General features: G+C 58.8%; 21 protein-coding genes. 13 read left to right on the top strand and 8 right to left on the bottom strand.

What is annotated here, in order from left to right; translation table 11 throughout:
• Window positions 1–33 precede the first annotated feature (33 nt).
• Window positions 34–1,251 carry an Nramp family divalent metal transporter gene (locus BUQ81_RS07580; protein WP_074201772.1) on the top strand — a complete coding sequence of 406 codons (1,218 nt, stop codon included), beginning with the start codon at window positions 34–36 and terminating at the stop codon, window positions 1,249–1,251.
• An 11-nt stretch (window positions 1,252–1,262) separates the two neighbouring features.
• Here the strand turns inward: BUQ81_RS07580 and BUQ81_RS07575 are convergent, their stop codons facing one another.
• The 5 genes from BUQ81_RS07575 to BUQ81_RS07555 all read right to left on the bottom strand — a co-directional run bounded on the left by BUQ81_RS07575 (window position 1,263) and on the right by BUQ81_RS07555 (window position 5,872).
• Window positions 1,263–2,222 carry a chemotaxis protein gene (locus tag BUQ81_RS07575; RefSeq protein ID WP_074201771.1) on the bottom strand — a complete coding sequence of 320 codons (960 nt, stop codon included), beginning with the start codon at window positions 2,220–2,222 and terminating at the stop codon, window positions 1,263–1,265.
• Window positions 2,223–2,275: 53 nt separating this feature from the next.
• Entirely contained in the window at window positions 2,276–3,412 is a 1,137-nt protein-coding gene (locus tag BUQ81_RS07570; RefSeq protein WP_074201770.1) for a GGDEF domain-containing protein, read from the bottom strand.
• A complete protein-coding gene (locus tag BUQ81_RS07565; protein WP_074201769.1) occupies window positions 3,409–3,780 on the bottom strand; it encodes a dihydroneopterin aldolase in 372 nt (123 codons plus the stop codon). The genes BUQ81_RS07570 and BUQ81_RS07565 overlap by 4 nt, the downstream gene beginning before the upstream one ends.
• 98 nt (window positions 3,781–3,878) lie before the next feature.
• Window positions 3,879–5,039 carry a DUF5666 domain-containing protein gene (locus BUQ81_RS07560; protein ID WP_074201768.1) on the bottom strand — a complete coding sequence of 387 codons (1,161 nt, stop codon included), beginning with the start codon at window positions 5,037–5,039 and terminating at the stop codon, window positions 3,879–3,881.
• Window positions 5,036–5,872, bottom strand: coding sequence for a DUF6502 family protein (locus BUQ81_RS07555; RefSeq protein ID WP_074201767.1), 837 nt, complete (start codon window positions 5,870–5,872; stop codon window positions 5,036–5,038). Before BUQ81_RS07555 ends, BUQ81_RS07560 begins: the two co-directional genes overlap by 4 nt.
• Window positions 5,873–6,012: 140 nt before the next feature.
• On the opposite strand from BUQ81_RS07555, the gene BUQ81_RS08725 reads away from it, so the two are divergent.
• Window positions 6,013–6,744 carry a hypothetical protein gene (locus tag BUQ81_RS08725; protein ID WP_074201766.1) on the top strand — a complete coding sequence of 244 codons (732 nt, stop codon included), beginning with the start codon at window positions 6,013–6,015 and terminating at the stop codon, window positions 6,742–6,744.
• A gap of 86 nt (window positions 6,745–6,830) precedes the next feature.
• A complete protein-coding gene (locus BUQ81_RS07545; RefSeq protein ID WP_074201765.1) occupies window positions 6,831–7,529 on the top strand; it encodes a hypothetical protein in 699 nt (232 codons plus the stop codon).
• Here BUQ81_RS07545 and bioD read toward each other — a convergent pair.
• From bioD to BUQ81_RS07530, 3 genes are read right to left on the bottom strand one after another with little or no spacing between them, the layout of a single operon-like run.
• Window positions 7,510–8,235, bottom strand: coding sequence for a dethiobiotin synthase (gene bioD / locus BUQ81_RS07540; protein ID WP_074201764.1), 726 nt, complete (start codon window positions 8,233–8,235; stop codon window positions 7,510–7,512). The genes BUQ81_RS07545 and bioD overlap by 20 nt on opposite strands.
• Entirely contained in the window at window positions 8,228–9,121 is an 894-nt protein-coding gene (locus BUQ81_RS07535; protein ID WP_074201763.1) for a phosphoribosylaminoimidazolesuccinocarboxamide synthase, read from the bottom strand. Before BUQ81_RS07535 ends, bioD begins: the two co-directional genes overlap by 8 nt.
• 9 nt (window positions 9,122–9,130) lie before the next feature.
• Window positions 9,131–9,622 carry a phosphate-starvation-inducible protein PsiE gene (locus BUQ81_RS07530; RefSeq protein WP_074201762.1) on the bottom strand — a complete coding sequence of 164 codons (492 nt, stop codon included), beginning with the start codon at window positions 9,620–9,622 and terminating at the stop codon, window positions 9,131–9,133.
• A 107-nt stretch (window positions 9,623–9,729) separates the two neighbouring features.
• On the opposite strand from BUQ81_RS07530, the gene rpe reads away from it, so the two are divergent.
• The 10 genes from rpe to speE all read left to right on the top strand — a co-directional run bounded on the left by rpe (window position 9,730) and on the right by speE (window position 17,400).
• The gene (gene rpe, locus BUQ81_RS07525) at window positions 9,730–10,437 is read left to right on the top strand and encodes a ribulose-phosphate 3-epimerase (RefSeq protein WP_074201841.1); all 708 of its coding nucleotides are present in this window, start codon (window positions 9,730–9,732) and stop codon (window positions 10,435–10,437) included.
• Window positions 10,438–10,503: 66 nt separating this feature from the next.
• Window positions 10,504–11,190, top strand: a complete 687-nt coding sequence (locus BUQ81_RS07520; RefSeq protein WP_074201761.1) for a phosphoglycolate phosphatase — start codon at window positions 10,504–10,506, stop codon at window positions 11,188–11,190.
• A 4-nt stretch (window positions 11,191–11,194) separates the two neighbouring features.
• A complete protein-coding gene (gene trpE, locus BUQ81_RS07515) occupies window positions 11,195–12,679 on the top strand; it encodes an anthranilate synthase component I (protein WP_074201760.1) in 1,485 nt (494 codons plus the stop codon).
• A gap of 146 nt (window positions 12,680–12,825) precedes the next feature.
• Window positions 12,826–13,005: a hypothetical protein gene (locus BUQ81_RS07510; RefSeq protein ID WP_074201759.1), complete on the top strand. Its 180-nt coding sequence runs from the start codon at window positions 12,826–12,828 to the stop codon at window positions 13,003–13,005.
• A 10-nt stretch (window positions 13,006–13,015) separates the two neighbouring features.
• Window positions 13,016–13,600: an anthranilate synthase component II gene (locus tag BUQ81_RS07505; protein WP_074201758.1), complete on the top strand. Its 585-nt coding sequence runs from the start codon at window positions 13,016–13,018 to the stop codon at window positions 13,598–13,600.
• Window positions 13,597–14,622, top strand: coding sequence for an anthranilate phosphoribosyltransferase (gene trpD, locus BUQ81_RS07500; protein ID WP_074201757.1), 1,026 nt, complete (start codon window positions 13,597–13,599; stop codon window positions 14,620–14,622). Before BUQ81_RS07505 ends, trpD begins: the two co-directional genes overlap by 4 nt.
• Complete coding sequence (gene trpC / locus BUQ81_RS07495; protein ID WP_074201756.1) at window positions 14,619–15,428, top strand: indole-3-glycerol phosphate synthase TrpC; 810 nt, start codon at window positions 14,619–14,621, stop codon at window positions 15,426–15,428. The genes trpD and trpC overlap by 4 nt, the downstream gene beginning before the upstream one ends.
• Before the next feature lie 5 nt (window positions 15,429–15,433).
• A complete protein-coding gene (locus tag BUQ81_RS07490) occupies window positions 15,434–15,871 on the top strand; it encodes an OsmC family protein (RefSeq protein WP_074201755.1) in 438 nt (145 codons plus the stop codon).
• Between the two features lie 192 nt (window positions 15,872–16,063).
• Window positions 16,064–16,549: an adenosylmethionine decarboxylase gene (gene speD / locus BUQ81_RS07485; RefSeq protein ID WP_074201754.1), complete on the top strand. Its 486-nt coding sequence runs from the start codon at window positions 16,064–16,066 to the stop codon at window positions 16,547–16,549.
• Window positions 16,546–17,400, top strand: coding sequence for a polyamine aminopropyltransferase (speE, locus tag BUQ81_RS07480; protein ID WP_074201753.1), 855 nt, complete (start codon window positions 16,546–16,548; stop codon window positions 17,398–17,400). The genes speD and speE overlap by 4 nt, the downstream gene beginning before the upstream one ends.
• Window positions 17,401–17,431 lie beyond the last annotated feature (31 nt).

Here is a 17,431-nt window from a genome sequence, read left to right as displayed (position 1 = left end):
GCAAGGCTAAAAAATGATTTTAGGGGTATTGATATGTTGCGTCGTCCTTTCTGGTTTTATCTTGGACCGGCCTTTCTGGTGTCGGTGGGCTATATGGACCCCGGCAACTGGGCCACATCCCTGGAAGCGGGCAGTCGCTATGGCTACGCCCTGCTGTGGGTCATCACCCTGGCGTCCGCCATTGCCATTCTGATGCAGCTGCTGGCCGCACGGTTGGGTGTGGTCACCGGGCAGGATCTGGCGCAGCTGATCGCGACCCGCTACAAGGGGTGGCGTGCCAGGGGGCTTTTGAGCACGGCGGTGCTGGCGATGATGGCCACGGATCTGGCCGAGTTTCTCGGTGTGGCGGTGGCGTTGAACCTGCTGCTGGACATTCCGCTAGTGCTGGCCATTTTCCTGACCGTTTTTGACGTGCTGCTGATCCTGTGGCTGGAGCGTTTCGGTTTCCGCTGGGTGGAGATGACCATCATTGCCTTTGTGGCTACTATCGGCTTGGGCTATGTGGTGGAACTGTGGATTGTGCAGCCGGACTGGACGGATGTGGCGGTCAACTGGTTTGTGCCCAATGCGCAGGTGTTTGACAATACAGCGCTGTTTATTGCACTGGGCATCATCGGCGCCACGGTGATGCCGCACAACATTTTTCTGCACTCCTCGCAGGTGCTGACGCGCATGAGTGATGAGGGGGATCATGACAGGCGCCGGATACTCAAGTTGATGCGCTGGGATACGGTGGGCGCCTTGACAGCCGCATGGCTGGTCAATTCGGCGATTCTGATCACCGCGGCGGCTGCCTTTCACGAAAAAGGGCTGCTGATTACCGATATCGATCAGGCCTATGTAACGCTGGGACCCCTGTTTGGCGAGGCGGCAGCACTGACGTTTGGTTTTGCACTGCTGGCATCGGGGATTGCCAGCTCGACCACGGCGACCATGGCGGGGCAGATCGTGTTCGAGCCTTTCCTTGGCCGCAAGGTGAATGTGGCCAAGGTCAGGCTGTGGCTGCGCCTTGCCACCATGATCCCGGCGGTGATCGCCATCCTGCTGACCGCCAAGCCATTGAGTCTGCTGGTGCTGTCGCAGGTGATTCTGTCCATGCAGCTGCCATTTACGCTGGTTCCGCTGATTCTGTTCGTGAGCAGTCGTTCGCTGATGGGCGAATTCCGTCCACCACAGTGGCAGCTCAACCTGGCGTGGGCGTGCGCCCTGCTGATTATTGCGCTGAACCTGTGGTTCCTCGGGGCGGCCTGACGGCGCGGGGATTAGCCCGTTTGTTTGCTCAAACGTTGCTGAGCCAGCGCCAGCAGACGTTCAGCGAGGGTGTTGGCGTCCCACTTGGTAAGGAAGTCGCTGGCACCGGCTCGCATGGCGGCCTGCTCGCCGATCTCTGAGCTGATGGAGGAGTTGAGGATAATGGGTGTTGTTTTCAACTGGGGGTGGCGGCGAATGGCTTCTGTCAGCATATAGCCATCCATTTCCGGCATTTCCACATCGCTCACCACCGCCAGCAGGCGTTCGTGCACGGGCGGTGCCATGCCGTCCTCTGCGTCCATCACCATCCTGCCGAGCAGGTCGAGCGCTTTCTTGCCGTCCTCTGCCAGCTGGAAGTCCACACCCAGGTGCTCGAAAATCTTTTTGAGGTGATTACGCGCCACGCGCGAATCGTCCACGCCGATAACGGTGAACCGCTTCATTTGTTCAGGATCAATATCGACTGTGCTGTCCAGTTCCAAGCTCTCCGGCAGAATATCGGCCAGCACGCGCTCGATGTCGATGATCTGCACCAGTTCGCCTTCAAAGGGGGTGATGGCGGTGAGATAGGGGTTGTGAGACAGGGTTTCCGGTGGCAGGCGCACGTCATGCCAGTGAACGTAGATGATTCGCTCCACATTGCGCACCAGAAAACCCAGCTGCTGGCGGCTGAATTCGGTATAGAGGCAGGTGGCTTCTTCGCCCTGGGGATCGAGCGGCGGCAGCTCAAGGGCGCGGGCCAGATCGACCACCGACAGGATCTGGCCGCGCAGGTCGATCAGGCCGATAGTGCGCGGATCGGCCATGGGCACCAGGTTTACCGGTGGGCAGGGCAGGATTTCCTTGATCTTGAAGACATTGATGCCATACAGCGTCCTGTCGTCCAGACGGAACAGCAGCAGTTCCAGCTGACCAGCACTCTTGCCGGTGCCGGTGCTGGTTTCAATACGGGATAGCAGGTCGGATTTCATAATGGGCGCTATTGCATTTTGATGCCTAAAAAACAAGCAGGATTGATGCCAGTTTAGCGTGCTGCGGTTGGCGGTTCGAAAGAGAGCAGAATTGGGGTGCATGCATGCGGCGCACATACGTGGCTGCGTCCCTTTTCCTTGGCACGATAGACCAGTTTGTCGGCCGCCTTGAGCAGATCCTTGAGTGCATGATGCGAGTTGATGTCCAGAGCTTCTACACCGATGGACAGTGCAACAGGGAGCGGTTCACCATTCCAGCGCGGCGGGTTTTCCTGCAGGTGCCGGGCCATTTCTGTCAATCGCTGGTGAGCAAGGTCCAATGGGGTATTCGCGGCAATGAGCACAAACTCATCCCCACCCAGACGGGCGACCAGGTCACTCTTGCGTTTGAAAAAACGATGTATCAGGTCCGTGAGATATTTGAGGACGTGATCGCCTGCATCGTGGCCGAAGGTGTCGTTTACGTGCTTGAAATAGTCCAGGTCAATCACGGCAAGAGCAAGCGGGGATACGGTGCGGTAATGGGTGTTGAACAGGACTTCGCCATGTTCCTTAAGTCCGCGGCGGTTGAGTGCGCCGGTCAAAGGGTCGTGGGTGGCCGAATGGCTCAGTTTTTCCAGTGTGGCATGCAGTCGTTGCAGCAGGGAGCGCAGCAGCATGCCGAGCGTTCCGGTAACCAGTGCCGAGGCACCCAGCGTCATTTCGTAGATTAGAATCTGGACATATGAAAGCATCTCCTGGTTGCCCGCTTCGAGCAGGAAGGGCAAGGTCGCTGCTACGGCCGTGGTCAGCAGCCCGGCTGAGCTATTTATGATCAGGAACGCGAGCATGACTGGAATCAGCGCGGTGAACAGAGCCGGAAAAAGCGTCGGAACGGAAAGGATGATGGGCACGAGTCCCGCACAGTAGATGAGCAGGTTGAAAAGCAGGATAGTACCACTGCGTTCTGGGGACAGCCAGGTGGCCGCCGCACTGCCCAGATGGATAAAAATGAGTGCTCCCAGCACGACGGCGTGCAGGCTGCCCAGCGGGAAAAGACCTGCTAACCCTGTGACAAGGAAAAACCCCATCAGCGCGGCATTGGTCAGCAGAATGAGACGCACGAGATCGGGGTTCAGCAAGGTGTCAGACAGCGCATCCTGCTTGCCATAGAGCAGGCGGGCGAAGTGTCGGCGGATTAAGCGGATCATGTACGTTCGGCTTCCAGGGCAATGGAGACGGATTCGGCAAAGCGGATGGCGTGGGGCTTGTCGATCTCCACGCGGGCCCACTCGACCCCTTCGAAAGCCATGACTTTGTCGAGCACCTGTCGCACCATGACTTCCAGCAGCTCGAAGCGGTTTTCCTCTACAAATGGGATGATGGTCTTGACCACCTTCTTGTAGTCCAGGGTCTGGTCGATGGCGCCTTCGGGTGCGTTGAGGATGCGGCTGCAGCGCAGGGTGATGTTGATGAGGACGTCCTGCTTCTTGACCTTTTCTTCCGGGTTGATGCCAACGTAGGTGCGCAACAGCAGGTTCTTGATATGAATGGTGCCCTGAGTGTAGTGCTGGGGCATGAGCGAGCGCCTTGTCTGAGTCAAGTGATAGGATCGTTCATTATAGAAAAAGGGAAAGGTAGGAGAAAATGAATGGAAAAGGGAAAAGGCGAGCTTAATCAGTCGTCCTGCCTCCCGTAGCCCTCTTTTTGTTCCTTGATATCCTTGATCATTTCGCGCTGTTCCTTAAGCGCTTCCCGCTGTTCCTTGAGTTGCTCCTGCTGGTCTTTGAGCGCATCTCGCTGTTCTTCCAGCAGAGACTTCTGCGCCTTGAGCATGTCCTGCTGATCCTTCAGCTCGTGCTTGCTTTCTTGAAGCGCTTCCCGACTTTCCTGCAATGCTTCCCGCTGCTCCTTGAGCACGTCGCGCTGGTTCTTCAGGTGCTCGGTCCGTTCGTGCATGGCTTCGCGGGTGTGTTCAACGTCGAGGCGGTTACGATACACTCTTGGCTGTGCCATCTGTTCGTACCGCTCCCGCACCAGTTCGTGCCAGTCCACCTGCCAGCTATGCAGGGCGCGCACGGCCGTCATGCGCCAGCCTGCACGCTGCTGCTCCACGGCTGCAAGCGCGAGGCGCTCGCCACGCCAGTCTGCGGCATCGCCCAGTTTGAGATGGTAGGGCTCCAGCCAGGCGCTGCCGTCCCGAATTACGACGCCCCCTTCAATCAGCGCCTTGCGGCTGTTGAGGGCATCAAGGGCGGGTTTTTCCACGCGGGCCATATGGGTCGGGTTTGGATCGATGCGCGTCGCCAGCCAGCGATCCGTGCCCTGCGGCCAGCCGCTAACTGCAACCCAGTCGCCCGGCTGCAGTGTTTTCAGACCGCGGGTGTGTGCGTCGAGGGTAATCAGTTGGCCATTGACCACAATGCGGTTACCGTCCCGTTGCTGAACCTGTCCGCTTATGGGATAAAACACTTCCACATAGTCGGTCAGCAGGGCGTCTTGCCGGGTGCGGGTGATCACTTGTTGGCCGATTGCGAGTTCGACAGGGTGGCCTAGATTGCTGGTGATGGTCAGGCCAGAGGCCAGTTCGATCTCGAGGCCATTGACCCAGATGGAGCCAAAATCCGTAATGGTGCCGATGACGCCGGTGCCGCCAAAACCGCAGTCAGCGGTATGGCCAGTGCCGCCAAAGCCGCTATCGCCGGGGAGGAGGGCGGCAGCCGGGCAGCTTGGCGCCATTCCGGTGCCGCCAAAGCCGGACTCGGCAGCCAGTTGTGTCCCGACAGGCTGGGCACAGCTTGCAAGCAGCAGGCTCAGAATCATCAGCAAACGAATCATGATGGCTCCGAGGCGTCTCGATCGCGATAGAAATAGGCACCCAGGTGAACCTGCTCGGTCGCTTCTTCAGGTGTTTCGAGGCTCTCGAACTGGAGTCGCGCCGCCTCCTTGTTGAAGCGTATCAGCAACTCCAGGGCATGCTCGCGCGCCCACTCTTCCAGCGTGTCTGCCGCCTCGGGGGTCAGGTGGTAGTAATAGACGGCGCGGTCAAGGCGCGGAGGCTGTTCTTTGAGCAGATTGTGGACGACAGTATCGCTGTGGGCGCCCAGATTCTTGCCGGCAAAAAACAGCTTTTCTTCCCAGCTCTGGTCAGGCACATAGCCCGCTTCTGCAAGTTCGATCAGACCATCTTCCCGTTGCTGCACCAATCCGACGATTTTGAGTGATTCCAGCAGCGTTCTCGGATGAACATCCTGCGTAATGCCCCGAACCAGCGCATAAAACGACGGCGTGTCTGGCTCATCACTTTGGTATGGAAGGGGGCGAGGGCGGCCATCGCTGAGGGTTGTGGCGTCGCTACCAAGCCATTGGCTGACGATCTGGGCGGAGACGGATGCCTTGCGTTCTTCCAGACTTTTGGGTTGGTCGAGGGTTTCCAGCAGGCGCTTGATCTCCTTGCGGTGGATGCCGGTCAAGGTGCTCAGACGGCTTACGGTCACCCTGCCTTCTTTCCGCTCTTCTTCGGCCAGCGCAGCTTCTACATATAACTGTTTCGCCAGTTCCTGAAGCGCCTGCAGGGCGATGCCTTTTCGCACGAACAGACGAAAAAGCGGCCGCAGGGCGTTGCGCAGGGCCTTGAGTAGCGCTGAGTGTTGAGGTGTCCCAGTATCCATGGATTTTTATTATACCTACATATCAAATGTAAAAAAACACCATTTTTTATTGAGAAGGGGTTGACCCTGCTCCGAGTGTCATTACAATGCAGACACACAGAATGTAAAAATTTCCCATTTAAGCAAAAAGGAGAAGTGTGATGAAAATGAAAGCGGTTGCTCAAGTCTTGATTGTTGCAGGTGTCATAAGTGCAGCGCCTGTGTACGCAGATATGGACGTAAGCGCAAGCATGGAAGTGCAGGAAGAACATGCAGAAAAGGCTGTTCGACTGCAGGAGAAGGCTGAGCGCATGCAGGAGCGCTTTGCCGAGAAAGCCGAACGCATGCAGGAACGGGCTGACGACATACAGGAACGTTTTGCTGAAAAGGCGGAGCATATGCAGGAGAAGGCTGAGCATATGCAGGAACGCTTTGCTGAAAAGGCCGAACATATGCAGGAAAAGGCCGAGGACATGCATGAGCGCTTCGCCGAGAAGTCGGAAAAGATGAAAGAGCGTGCCGAGCACATGCGCGAGAAGTTTGAAGAAAAGGCCGATCGCATGCAGGAGAAAGCGGCAGAAATGAAAGCCAAGTTCATCGAAAAGGCCGAAGGCGTTGAGGTTGAGCATGATGTTGAGGTCGAACATGAAAATGACATGGAAGGCGACGGCAGCACAGCAATGACCATTGAGAGCTCAACCGAGGTGGACAACACCGTTGTTGTCGAGCCCGTAGCCGGTGCAACCGATACAACCGGGGCTACTGATGCTGCCGGTACAACTGATACAGCCGATACTGCTGGTACAACCGATACTGCTGGTACAACCGATACTGCTGGTACAACCGATACTGCTGGTACAACAGCTGTAGCGGATACAACCGGGCAGCTCTGATATACCCCGGTACAGGCAAGGCGCGACGGTCTATAATGGCCTTCGCGCTTTATTGATGTAAAAATATTTGAATGAAGGAGATGCGTATGAAACGCATTGTATTGGGATTGTGCGCCTTGGGTGTTGCAGCTTCCGTGCAGGCAGCGCCCACTGTGAAGCTGTCTACGGGCTATTTCTATGCCGATGGTCAGAGCAATGATTTGAATACACCGGACAGCACCATTCAGTCGGTGCCATTCAGCGTCAAGATCAAGGAGGGGCCCTGGGGGCTGCGCCTTGGCAGCAGCTGGCTGGAAATCAAGAACAAGGGCAGCAAGGCCGAGTCTGGCATGGGGGATGTCACAGCAACGGTCAGCTACGACCTGAATGACGCCTGGAGTGTCAGTCTGAAGGAGAAGTTTACCACGGCGGACAAGGACAAGGGCCTGACCACCGGCTTTAACGACACCAAGGTGCAGGTGGATTACTTCGCTACGCTGGATAACCGTCATTCCTTCTTCGCAACCGCTGGCTATACCTTTAAGGGTGGTCAGGATGACAAACCCGACTATCAGAACGGCGTTTATCTGTCAGCAGGCATCGGCCGTGTGCTTGCAACCGGCTGGACGGGCGGTGTTTCACTGGACTGGACACAGGCCACCAACCGCAAGCTGGACGACACCTTTGGCGGGTCGCTGTTTATTGGGCATAAGGTGAATGCTCAGTGGAGCGTGAGCCTTTTCGGTGGTTATGACAACAACAGCACCACCTCTGCCGGGCTGGGGATCAGCTATAAACTGCAGTAATCCACGCGCTCAGTGCCGGATCGAGCCGCTGCGGGCCACAGTGCCACAGCGGCTTTTCTTTTAGATAACGTTTCAATTCCTGAGGCGTAGGGCTGTTTTCAACTGGCAGCGGCCCGTCATTGAGCACCACGCCCGCCAGTTTCAGCCCGCGGCGCTCAATCGCTTCCAGTGTAAGCAGGGTGTGGTTAATGCATCCCAGTCTATGCGCCACCACCAGCAGGACCGGCAGGCCAAGCGCTTCGGCTAGGTCGGCATTAAGGCTGCCGTCAGAGCCCAGTGGGGAGTAGAAGCCGCCGGCGCCTTCCACCAGCGTCCAGCGCCTTTCCGGCACGCGGCAGGCATCGATCAGCTTTTCCAACGATGTATCGCAGCCTGCCTGCCGTGCCGCCTCGGCGGGGGAGATGGGTGGTTCAAAGGTGTAGGGGGTGATGCGCTGCAGTGGCTCGCCGGTGGCATCGGCAAGGGCAAGGGTGTCAGGTGCCCACAGTCCGCGGCGCGTGCGCTGGGCACCGCTGGCGACGGGCTTGCGGGCGCTCACGGGAGGGGGGTCCCCGACTTTTTCAGCGGCCGGTTTTTTTCCGGTGGAACCGGTGCCTGAAAAGGCAGGGTTTTTAAGGCTTTTAAGCAGGTTTTGGCTCACCCACGTCTTGCCGACGTCGGTATCGGTGCCGGTGACGAACAGTCCCCGTTTGGGCAGCTCAGTCATCCGGGTTTTCGACCAGGCGGTCCTTGGCTTCGGTGTATTTCTCGATGGTCTTGCGCACCACGTCATTCGGCAGCTCCGGACCCGGCGGGGTCTTGTCCCAGTCGAGACTTTCCAAATAGTCGCGGATGTACTGCTTGTCGAAGCTCTTGGGATCGGTGCCTGGCTGGTAGTCCCGGGCTGACCAGAAGCGGGAGCTGTCGGGTGTGAGCGCCTCGTCGATCAGGTAAAGTGTGCCAGCCTCATCCAGTCCGAACTCGAACTTGGTGTCGGCGATGATGATGCCGCGCTTGAGGGCGTAGTCGGCGGCGAAGGTGTAGAGTTTCAGGCTGATGTCGCGCACCTGCTCGGCCAGTTCGCGTCCGATGCGCTCGGCCATTTCCTCAAAGGTGATATTGATGTCGTGATCACCCACGTCGGCCTTGGTGGAGGGGGTGAACAGCGGCTCGGGCAATTTGGCCGCCTTGGGCAGCCCTTCCGGCAGTGGAATGCCGCAGACGGTGCCGGACTGCTGGTACTCCTTCCAGCCGGAACCGATCAGGTAGCCGCGCACGATGGCCTCGATGGGCAGCGGCTTGAGCTTTTTCACCACCATAGCGCGGCGGCTGATCTGCTTACGTTCTTCAGGCGTAAGCAGGGGGTTGACGTCAAAATCCTCGTCCAGATGGTTGGGGATCATGTGCGCCGTCTTGTGAAACCAGAACTCGGCCACTTCGGTGAGGATGCGCCCCTTGCCTGGAATGGGGGTGGGCAGGATGACGTCGAATGCACTGATGCGGTCGGTGGTGACGATGAGCATGCGTTCGTCATCGATATCGTAAATGTCGCGCACCTTGCCACGGGCAAGCAGGGGCAGGCTGGTCAGATGGGTTTCGTAAACGGCGTCCATGTGGGTTCCTCAGTCGTCAATGCGCTGGCGGGTGAATGGGGGCTCGGGGTGGCGCCCTGGTGCTTGACGCCCCGGAATCTTGCGGGCCCCCCAACGCTCGCTGTTCTTGTACGGGAACTTCTGATGGCCGTAACGCAGCACCAGCACCGCGCCTGCCAGCAGCAGGATGGTGGCGGCGATAATCAGCATGGACAGGGCGTCCAGCTCCTTCATGTCCAGTACCAGAAAGCGCGCTAGCGCCACAATGGCGATGTAGATGGGTAGGCGAATCGGCAGCTTGCCGCTGTCCAGATAGATGGCGGTCATGGCCAGCACCTCCAGGTAGAGGAAGAGCATGAGCAGGTCCGCCAGCGTGACGCGGTGGGCGTTGATCATGTTGCCGATATCTTCCACCGCTGCGAAGATGGTGGCGATGGCGATAATGATCAGACCAACGATTTCCAGCAGGTGGATGCTTTTCTTGCCGACCTGGGCCAGGGTGCGTTCAAGACGTTCAGACATTCGGTCGCCTTTGCAGTCGTGATAAAATGCGATAGGTGAGAATTTTAGTGCATTCGGCAAAGGCCGCACAGCTTTTGCTGAATGCATTTTTGAATGAGGATGAAAACATGGCCAAGAAAGAAAACTGGATCGCGCCTTCCATTCTGTCTGCGGACTTCGCGCAGCTGGGTCAGGATGTGAAGGATGTATTGAACGCCGGTGCCGACGTGGTGCACTTTGACGTCATGGACAACCACTATGTGCCCAACCTGACCATCGGGCCGCTGGTGTGCGAGTCGCTGGCCAACTACATGAGCCGCGAAGGGCTGGAAGCGCCCATCGACGTGCACCTGATGGTTAAGCCGGTGGATCGCATTATTCCCGACTTCGCCAACGCGGGTGCCAGTTACATCACCTTCCACCCGGAAGCGTCCGAGCACATCGACCGTTCCCTGCAACTGATCCGCGACAGCGGCTGCAAGTCCGGGCTGGTATTCAACCCGGCGACCCCGCTGGACTACTTGGATTACGTCATGGACAAGATCGACATGATTCTGATCATGTCCGTTAACCCGGGCTTCGGCGGTCAAAGCTTCATTCCTACCGCCCTTCGCAAGCTGAAGGAAGCCCGTCAGCGCATTGACGAAAGCGGCTATGACATTCGCCTGGAAATCGACGGCGGCGTGAAGGTGGACAATATCGCCGAAGTGGCGGCAGCCGGCTGTGATACCTTCGTGTCCGGTTCCGGCATCTTCGGGAAGGCGAACCCCAACGACCCGAACCGTTTCGACACGGTTATCCAGCAGATGCGTGACGAGCTGGCCAAGGTTGGCTGAATCGCGCACGCCGAAACAAACCCTGCGGAGCCGCCGTGTGGCGGCTTTGTTGTAAGGATTGAATACATGGAAAAAATGCGACCCGATTTCGTGCTCATTGATCTGGATGGAACGCTGATCGACTCGGTACCTGACCTGGCCTACTGCGTCGATGAAATGATGAAGCGCCTGGATATGCCTGTCCGCGGTGAAGCCTCGGTACGCAACTGGGTGGGCAATGGCGTAGAGCGCCTGGTGCAGCGTGCGCTGATAAACGCCATCGATGGCGAGCCCGACCCTGAGCTTTATGCCAGGGCGCTGCCGATTTTCAAGGAACTCTATGCCGAGAACACCTCGCAGCGTTCCGTGGTCTATCCCGGCGTCAAGGAAGGGCTGGATTGGCTCAAGGCGAATGACTACCGTATCGGCTGCGTTACCAACAAGGCAGAAGCCTTTACCATCCCGCTGCTCAAGGACAAGGGTCTGTACGATTACTTTGAAGTGGTGGTCAGTGGCGACACCTGCAGCAAGAAGAAACCCGATCCCGAGCCACTGCTGTATGCCGCGAAGCAGATGGGCGTCGCTCCCGACCATGCGTTGATGATTGGCGACTCCAAGTCGGACGTCAAGGCCGCGCGCGCCGCCGGCTTCCGTATTTTCTGTGTGCCCTACGGCTACAACCACGGCGAGGACATCCGTGCCTATGAACCGGATGTGGTCATCGACAGCTTTGCCGATCTGCCCAAGTATCTGAAAGCGAAGGGCGAGGCCTGACGTGATGGACGCTGCCCGCTTCACCGCCTACGCCGAGCAAGGCTATCGCGCCGTGCCGCTGATGCGCACGGTGCTGTCCGACTTCGATACGCCGCTGTCGGTGTATCACAAGCTGGTGGATGGGCCGTGGGCCTATCTGCTGGAGTCGGTGCAGGGCGGCGAGAAGTGGGGGCGCTATTCCATCATCGGCCTGCCGGCGAAAGAGCGGGTGGAAATCCGCGGCCATCAGCTGCGCCATGTGCATGCCGATGGGCATGAGCAAACCATTACCCATGACGATCCACTGGCCTGGGTGGAGCAGCTGCGGCAAAGCTATCGCGTTGCCCCGGTGGAAGGGTTGCCCAAGTTCCATGGCGGGCTGGTGGGCTATTTCGGCTACGACACAGTGCGCCTGATCGAACCGCGTCTGGCTGAAACTGCGCCAAAGAACGACCCGCTGGGCACGCCGGATATTCTGCTGATGCGTTCCGACGAAGTGGTGGTGTTCGATAATCTTTCCGGTCAGGTGCACGTGATCGTGCACGCCGATCCCACCGAAGCGGGGGCCTATGAGGCGGCGCAGGCGCGGCTGGATGATTTGCAGCGTGCCCTGCGCCAGCCCCTGGCCATGCCGGACGACAAGCCACTGGCGCAGCCGCTGGACGAGAGCCAGTTTGTCTCCAGCTTTGGCGAGAACGCCTTCAAGGACGCCGTCGCCCGCATCAAGGAATACATCCTCGCAGGCGACGTGATGCAGGTGGTGATCTCTCAGCGGCTCTCCATTCCGTTCGAACAAAGCCACAGTATGGATCTCTACCGCGCGCTTCGGCACCTGAATCCGTCACCCTATATGTATTATCTGGATCTTAAGGATCATCACATCGTTGGTTCCTCGCCGGAGATTCTGGTGCGGCTGGAAGACGAGGAAGTCACCGTGCGCCCCATCGCCGGCACGCGCAAACGCGGCGCCACGCCGGAGCAGGATCGGGCGCTGGAGCAGGAGCTGCTCAACGATCCGAAGGAGATCGCCGAGCATCTCATGCTTATCGACCTGGGGCGCAACGATGTGGGCCGTATCGCCCAGATGGGCAGCGTCAAACTCACCGACAAGATGGTGATCGAGCGCTATTCCCACGTGATGCATATTGTCTCCAATGTGACCGGTCGGCTGCGTTCGGGCATGAGCGCCATGGACGTGCTCAAGGCCACCTTCCCGGCGGGCACAGTCTCCGGCGCGCCCAAGATCCGCGCCATGGAGATTATTGATGAGCTGGAGCCGGTGCGTCGTGGCATCTACGCCGGTGCGGTGGGCTATCTGGGCTGGCATGGCAATATGGATACCGCCATTGCCATCCGCACCGCCGTGCTCAAGGACAATGTGCTCAATATTCAGGCTGGTGCGGGCATCGTGGCCGACTCCATTCCCGAGCTGGAGTGGAAGGAGACCATGAACAAGGCTCGCGCTATGTTCCGTGCCGCCCAGTTTGTCAGCGAAGGCCTGCAGCCGTGACGCCGCAGATATTGTTGCAACAGGCGCAAGGCGTGCTTGACAAACTGAACCGGCAACGGGAAGGTCTTGATCAGGCCCGCAACGTCGTTGTGCCACTTTTTCCGCTGAACGAGGAACGGCTTGCGGCGCTCGATGTGTAGGAGAGCATGCTGCTGGAGCGTAAGGGGTTGCTGGATGAGCGTGCCCGCGGTGGCGATGTGGATATTCTGCTGGTGGCGGAGGATGCGCTGGATATGCCGGTCGATTTTTTAGGGTACAGCCGCCGATCGACCACTGGGCCTGCTGTGGTTCGGCAGGCCTTTGCCACAGGGCAACGTTTACTATAAGGAATTTACCATGTTGTTGATGATCGACAACTACGATTCGTTTACCTACAACCTGGTGCAGTATTTTGGCGAGCTGGGGCAGGACGTGGTGGTGCACCGCAACGACCAGATCACGCTGGATGAGATCGCAGCGCTGAAGCCGGATTATCTGGTCATCTCGCCCGGGCCGTGTACGCCCAACGAGGCGGGCATTTCTGTGGCCGCCATCCGCCGCTTTGCCGGGGAGATTCCCATCCTGGGCGTGTGTCTGGGTCATCAGTCTATCGGCCAGGCGTTCGGCGCCAGAATCGTGCGTGCCAAAGAGGTGATGCACGGCAAGACCTCGCCGGTGTATCACAAGGGTGTGGGCGTATTCAAGGGGGTGGCCAACCCGGTCACGGTGACCCGCTACCACTCGTTGGTCATCGACCGTGATAGCCTGCCGGATGAACTGGAAGTCACGGCCTGGACGCAGACGCCGCAAGGCGAGTTTGACGAGATCATGGGTGTGCGCCACAAGACCCTGCCGGTGGAAGGTGTGCAGTTCCATCCGGAGTCCATTTTGACCGAGGCGGGGCACAAGATGCTCAGCAACTTTCTGGAGCAAGCGCGATGAACTTCAAGGCGATTCTGCAAAAACTGCTCGACCGTCACGATCTGCACCACGATGAAATGCATGCCCTCATGCAGGCGCTGATGCAGGGTGAGGCCACCCCAGCGCAGATCGGTGCCGTGCTGATTGCCCTGCGCATGAAGGGTGAAACGCCGGCGGAGATTGCCGTTGCGGCTGAAGTGATGCGTGAACTCTCTGCCAGGGTGCCGGTGCGCAGCGTGGCCCATCTGGTGGATACCTGCGGCACCGGCGGCGACGGGGTCAACACCTTCAACATTTCCACTGCGGTCGCCTTTGTGGCGGCGGCGGGCGGTGCGAGGGTGGCCAAGCACGGCAATCGCTCCGTCTCCAGCAGCACTGGCAGCGCCGATGTGCTGGAAGCGGCTGGTGTCAATCTGAACCTGACACCGGAAGAGGTGGCCGAATGCATCGAAACCGTGGGTGTGGGCTTCATGTTCGCCCCGGCGCACCATTCTGCCATGAAGCATGTCATCGGTCCGCGCCGCGAGTTGGGCGTGCGCACGATTTTCAACATGCTGGGGCCGCTCACCAACCCCGCCGGCGCGCCCAATCAGGTGGTCGGGGTGTATGACGCTGAGCTGTGCGATGTATTTACCGAGGTATTGCAGCGCCTCGGCAGCGCCCATGTAATGGCGGTGCATGCGGAAGATGGTCTGGATGAAATTAGCATCGCCAGTCCCACCCGCGTCAGCGAGCTGAAGAGCGACACCATCAAGCCGTGGTGGATCGATCCGGCCGAGTTCGACGCGGCTCACGAAAGCCTCGAGCCGCTGAAGGTTTCCAGTGCCGAGGAAAGTCTTGCCATGATCCGTTCGGCCTTTGCTGGGGAGACAGGACCGCACGCCGACATTATCGCCCTCAACGCCGGTGCCGCCCTGTATGTGGCTGGACTGGCCGCCGACTACGCCGAAGGCGTGCGCGAGGCTCGTAAGGTGCTCGCCAGCGGTGCCGCGCAGCAGAAACTGGACGAATTTATCCAAGCAACGCAGCAGTTTGCGTCATGAACGATACGCCTACCATTTTGAAAAAGATTGTCGCCCGCAAGGCGGAGGAAGTGGCCGACGCTAAAACGCGGGTGCCCCTGCGTGAACTGGAAGCACGGTTGGCGGATGCCCCGCCCGTGCGCGACTTTGTCGGCGCGCTGCAGACGAAACTGGATGCCGGGCAGAGCGCGGTGATTGCTGAGGTAAAAAAGGCCTCGCCTTCAAAGGGTGTGCTGCGGGAAGGTTTCGATCCAGCTGCCATTGGACGCAGCTATGCCGAGCACGGGGCCGCCTGTCTGTCTGTGCTGACCGATCGGGATTTCTTTCAGGGGGCGCCGGAATACCTGCAGCAGGCGCGTAATGCCTCCGCTCTGCCGGTGCTGCGCAAGGATTTCATGATCGACTCCTATCAGGTGGTGGAAGCACGCGTCATGGGTGCCGACTGCATTCTGCTGATTGCCGCCTGCCTGAGCGATGCGCAAATGGATGAATTGGCGGCGCAGGCGAAGGCATTGGGCATGGCGGTGCTGGTAGAAGTGCACAATGCGGACGAGCTTGAACGTACGCTGGCGCTGTCCACGCCGTTGCGCATGGTGGGCATCAACAACCGCAATCTGCACACCTTTGAGGTGAGCCTGCAGACCACGCTGGATCTGCTGCCGCAGATTCCCGAAGACCGTCTTGTGGTGACGGAGAGCGGCATACTGGGGCCGGACGATGTGGCACTGATGCGCAGCCACGGCGTGAATGCGTTTCTGGTGGGGGAAGCGTTCATGCGCGCCGATGAACCGGGCGAGAAGCTGGCAGAACTGTTTTTCAAGGGGTGAACAAAATGGAAAAAATTACCACGGTTAAATGGCTCGACAACCTCACCATGGTGGCGGAAACCGCCTCCGGCCATGCGCTGGTGATGGATGGTCCGCCCGACATTGGCGGCCGGAATCTGGGCCCACGTCCCATGGAAATGGTGCTGGTGGGCCTGGGCGGCTGCACCAGCGTGGATGTGATCATGATTCTGCAGAAGGCGCGTGAACAGGTACGCGATTGCCGCGTGGAAGTTTATGCCGAACGGGCCGACACGGTGCCGAAGGTCTATACCAAAATCCACGTGCACTATGTGGTCAGTGGCCACAATCTCGATCCGAAAAAGGTGGAGCGGGCGGTCAAGCTCTCTGCCGAGAAGTACTGCTCGGTTTCGAAAATGCTGGAGCAGGCCGCAGAGGTGACCCACGACTTTGAAATCGTGGACGAAACTGCGCCAAGTGATTGACATGCCTATTAAAAAGCGCTAATATTTACAAATTCGATCCCGTGAAACAAACGGGCGAAAGCAGAACCTCTGGTTGGCGGTGATCGCATCACCCAATCAGAGGTTTTTGTTTTGGGCTGGGGTGCATGTGCACTTTGGTATGGATGGGCGAGCGTTGAGCACGCCGCCCTTGTGATGAGGTGAATACAGACCATGTCAGAAAACGTTCTGGTAACCAAGAACGACCATTTCGAAGTGGTGGAAAAAACGACGCTGGTGGACGATAGCTGGCCCACCCATGACCAGGCCGTTGCCGATAGCACGCTGGACCATTTTATCGTGCGCGACGGCAAGGTTTTTGCCGGCACGCATCTGATCGCCGATTTCTGGGGGGCGAGTCGGCTGGACGACCTCAAGCTGATGGAGGCGGCGCTGCGCAAGGCGGTAGAGAAGGCAAAGGCGACGCTGCTGCATATTCACCTACATCACTTCACCCCCAATGGCGGCATTTCCGGCGTGGCCGTGCTGGCGGAGTCGCACATTTCCGTGCACAGCTGGCCGGAGCGCGATTTCGCCGCCTTTGACGTCTTCATGTGCGGTGATTCCGAGCCGGAAAAGGCGATCGAGGTGCTGAAGGAAGCCTTTACGCCTGATCGTGTCGAGTTGCATACCGTCCTGCGTGGCGAGGTGAAAGAATGAGCGCCATGCTGTTTTCGGAAACGTTGCACCGCGGCTGGTGGCAGACTTTCGAGGTGGAGCGCATTCTGTTCGAGGTGCGTACCGAACACCAGCATCTGGTGATCTTCAAGAACCCCTTCTGGGGCACCGTCATGGCGCTTGACGGCGTCATTCAGACCACCGAGCGTGATGAGTTCATCTATCATGAGATGATGACGCATGTGCCCATCCTCGCCCATGGTGAAGCCAAGAAGGTGCTGATCATTGGCGGCGGCGACGGCGGCATCCTGCGGGAAGTGGCGCGCCACAAGCGCATCGAGGCCATCACCATGGTGGAGATCGACGGCAAGGTGGTGGAAATGTGCAAACAGTATTTGCCCAACCATTCCGCCGGGGCCTTCGACGACCCGCGCCTGAATCTGGTCATCGACGACGGCATCCGCTTCGTGCAGTCCACGCGCGAAACCTTTGATGTCATCATTTCCGACTCCACCGACCCTATGGGGCCGGGCGAAGTGCTGTTTACCTCTCCCTTTTACAAAGGCATCAAGCGCTGCCTGAACCCGGGCGGCATTTTTGTGGCGCAAAACGGCGTGGCCTTCATGCAGGCGGACGAGGTGGAAACCACCTACAAGCGGCTCTCGCCCCTGTTTGCGGATGCCGCCTTCTACCACAGCGCGGTGCCCACCTATGTGGGCGGCAGCATGACCTTCGCCTGGGCGAGCGATGATCCGACCAAGCGTCAGCAGCCGGTGGAGGTGATCCGCGAACGCTACGAAGCCAGCGGTATCGACACCCGCTACTACACGCCCGAACTGCATGTGGGCAGCTTTGCCCTCCCCAAATATGTGCAGGACTTGATGAAGGCCTGATACCAGCCGCCGTCAGGCGGCTTTTTTGTCT

It is taken from the genome of Sulfurivirga caldicuralii, assembly GCF_900141795.1.
Lineage (GTDB): Bacteria > Pseudomonadota > Gammaproteobacteria > Thiomicrospirales > Thiomicrospiraceae > Sulfurivirga > Sulfurivirga caldicuralii.
This window is presented reverse-complemented; position numbering and strand designations above follow the sequence as displayed.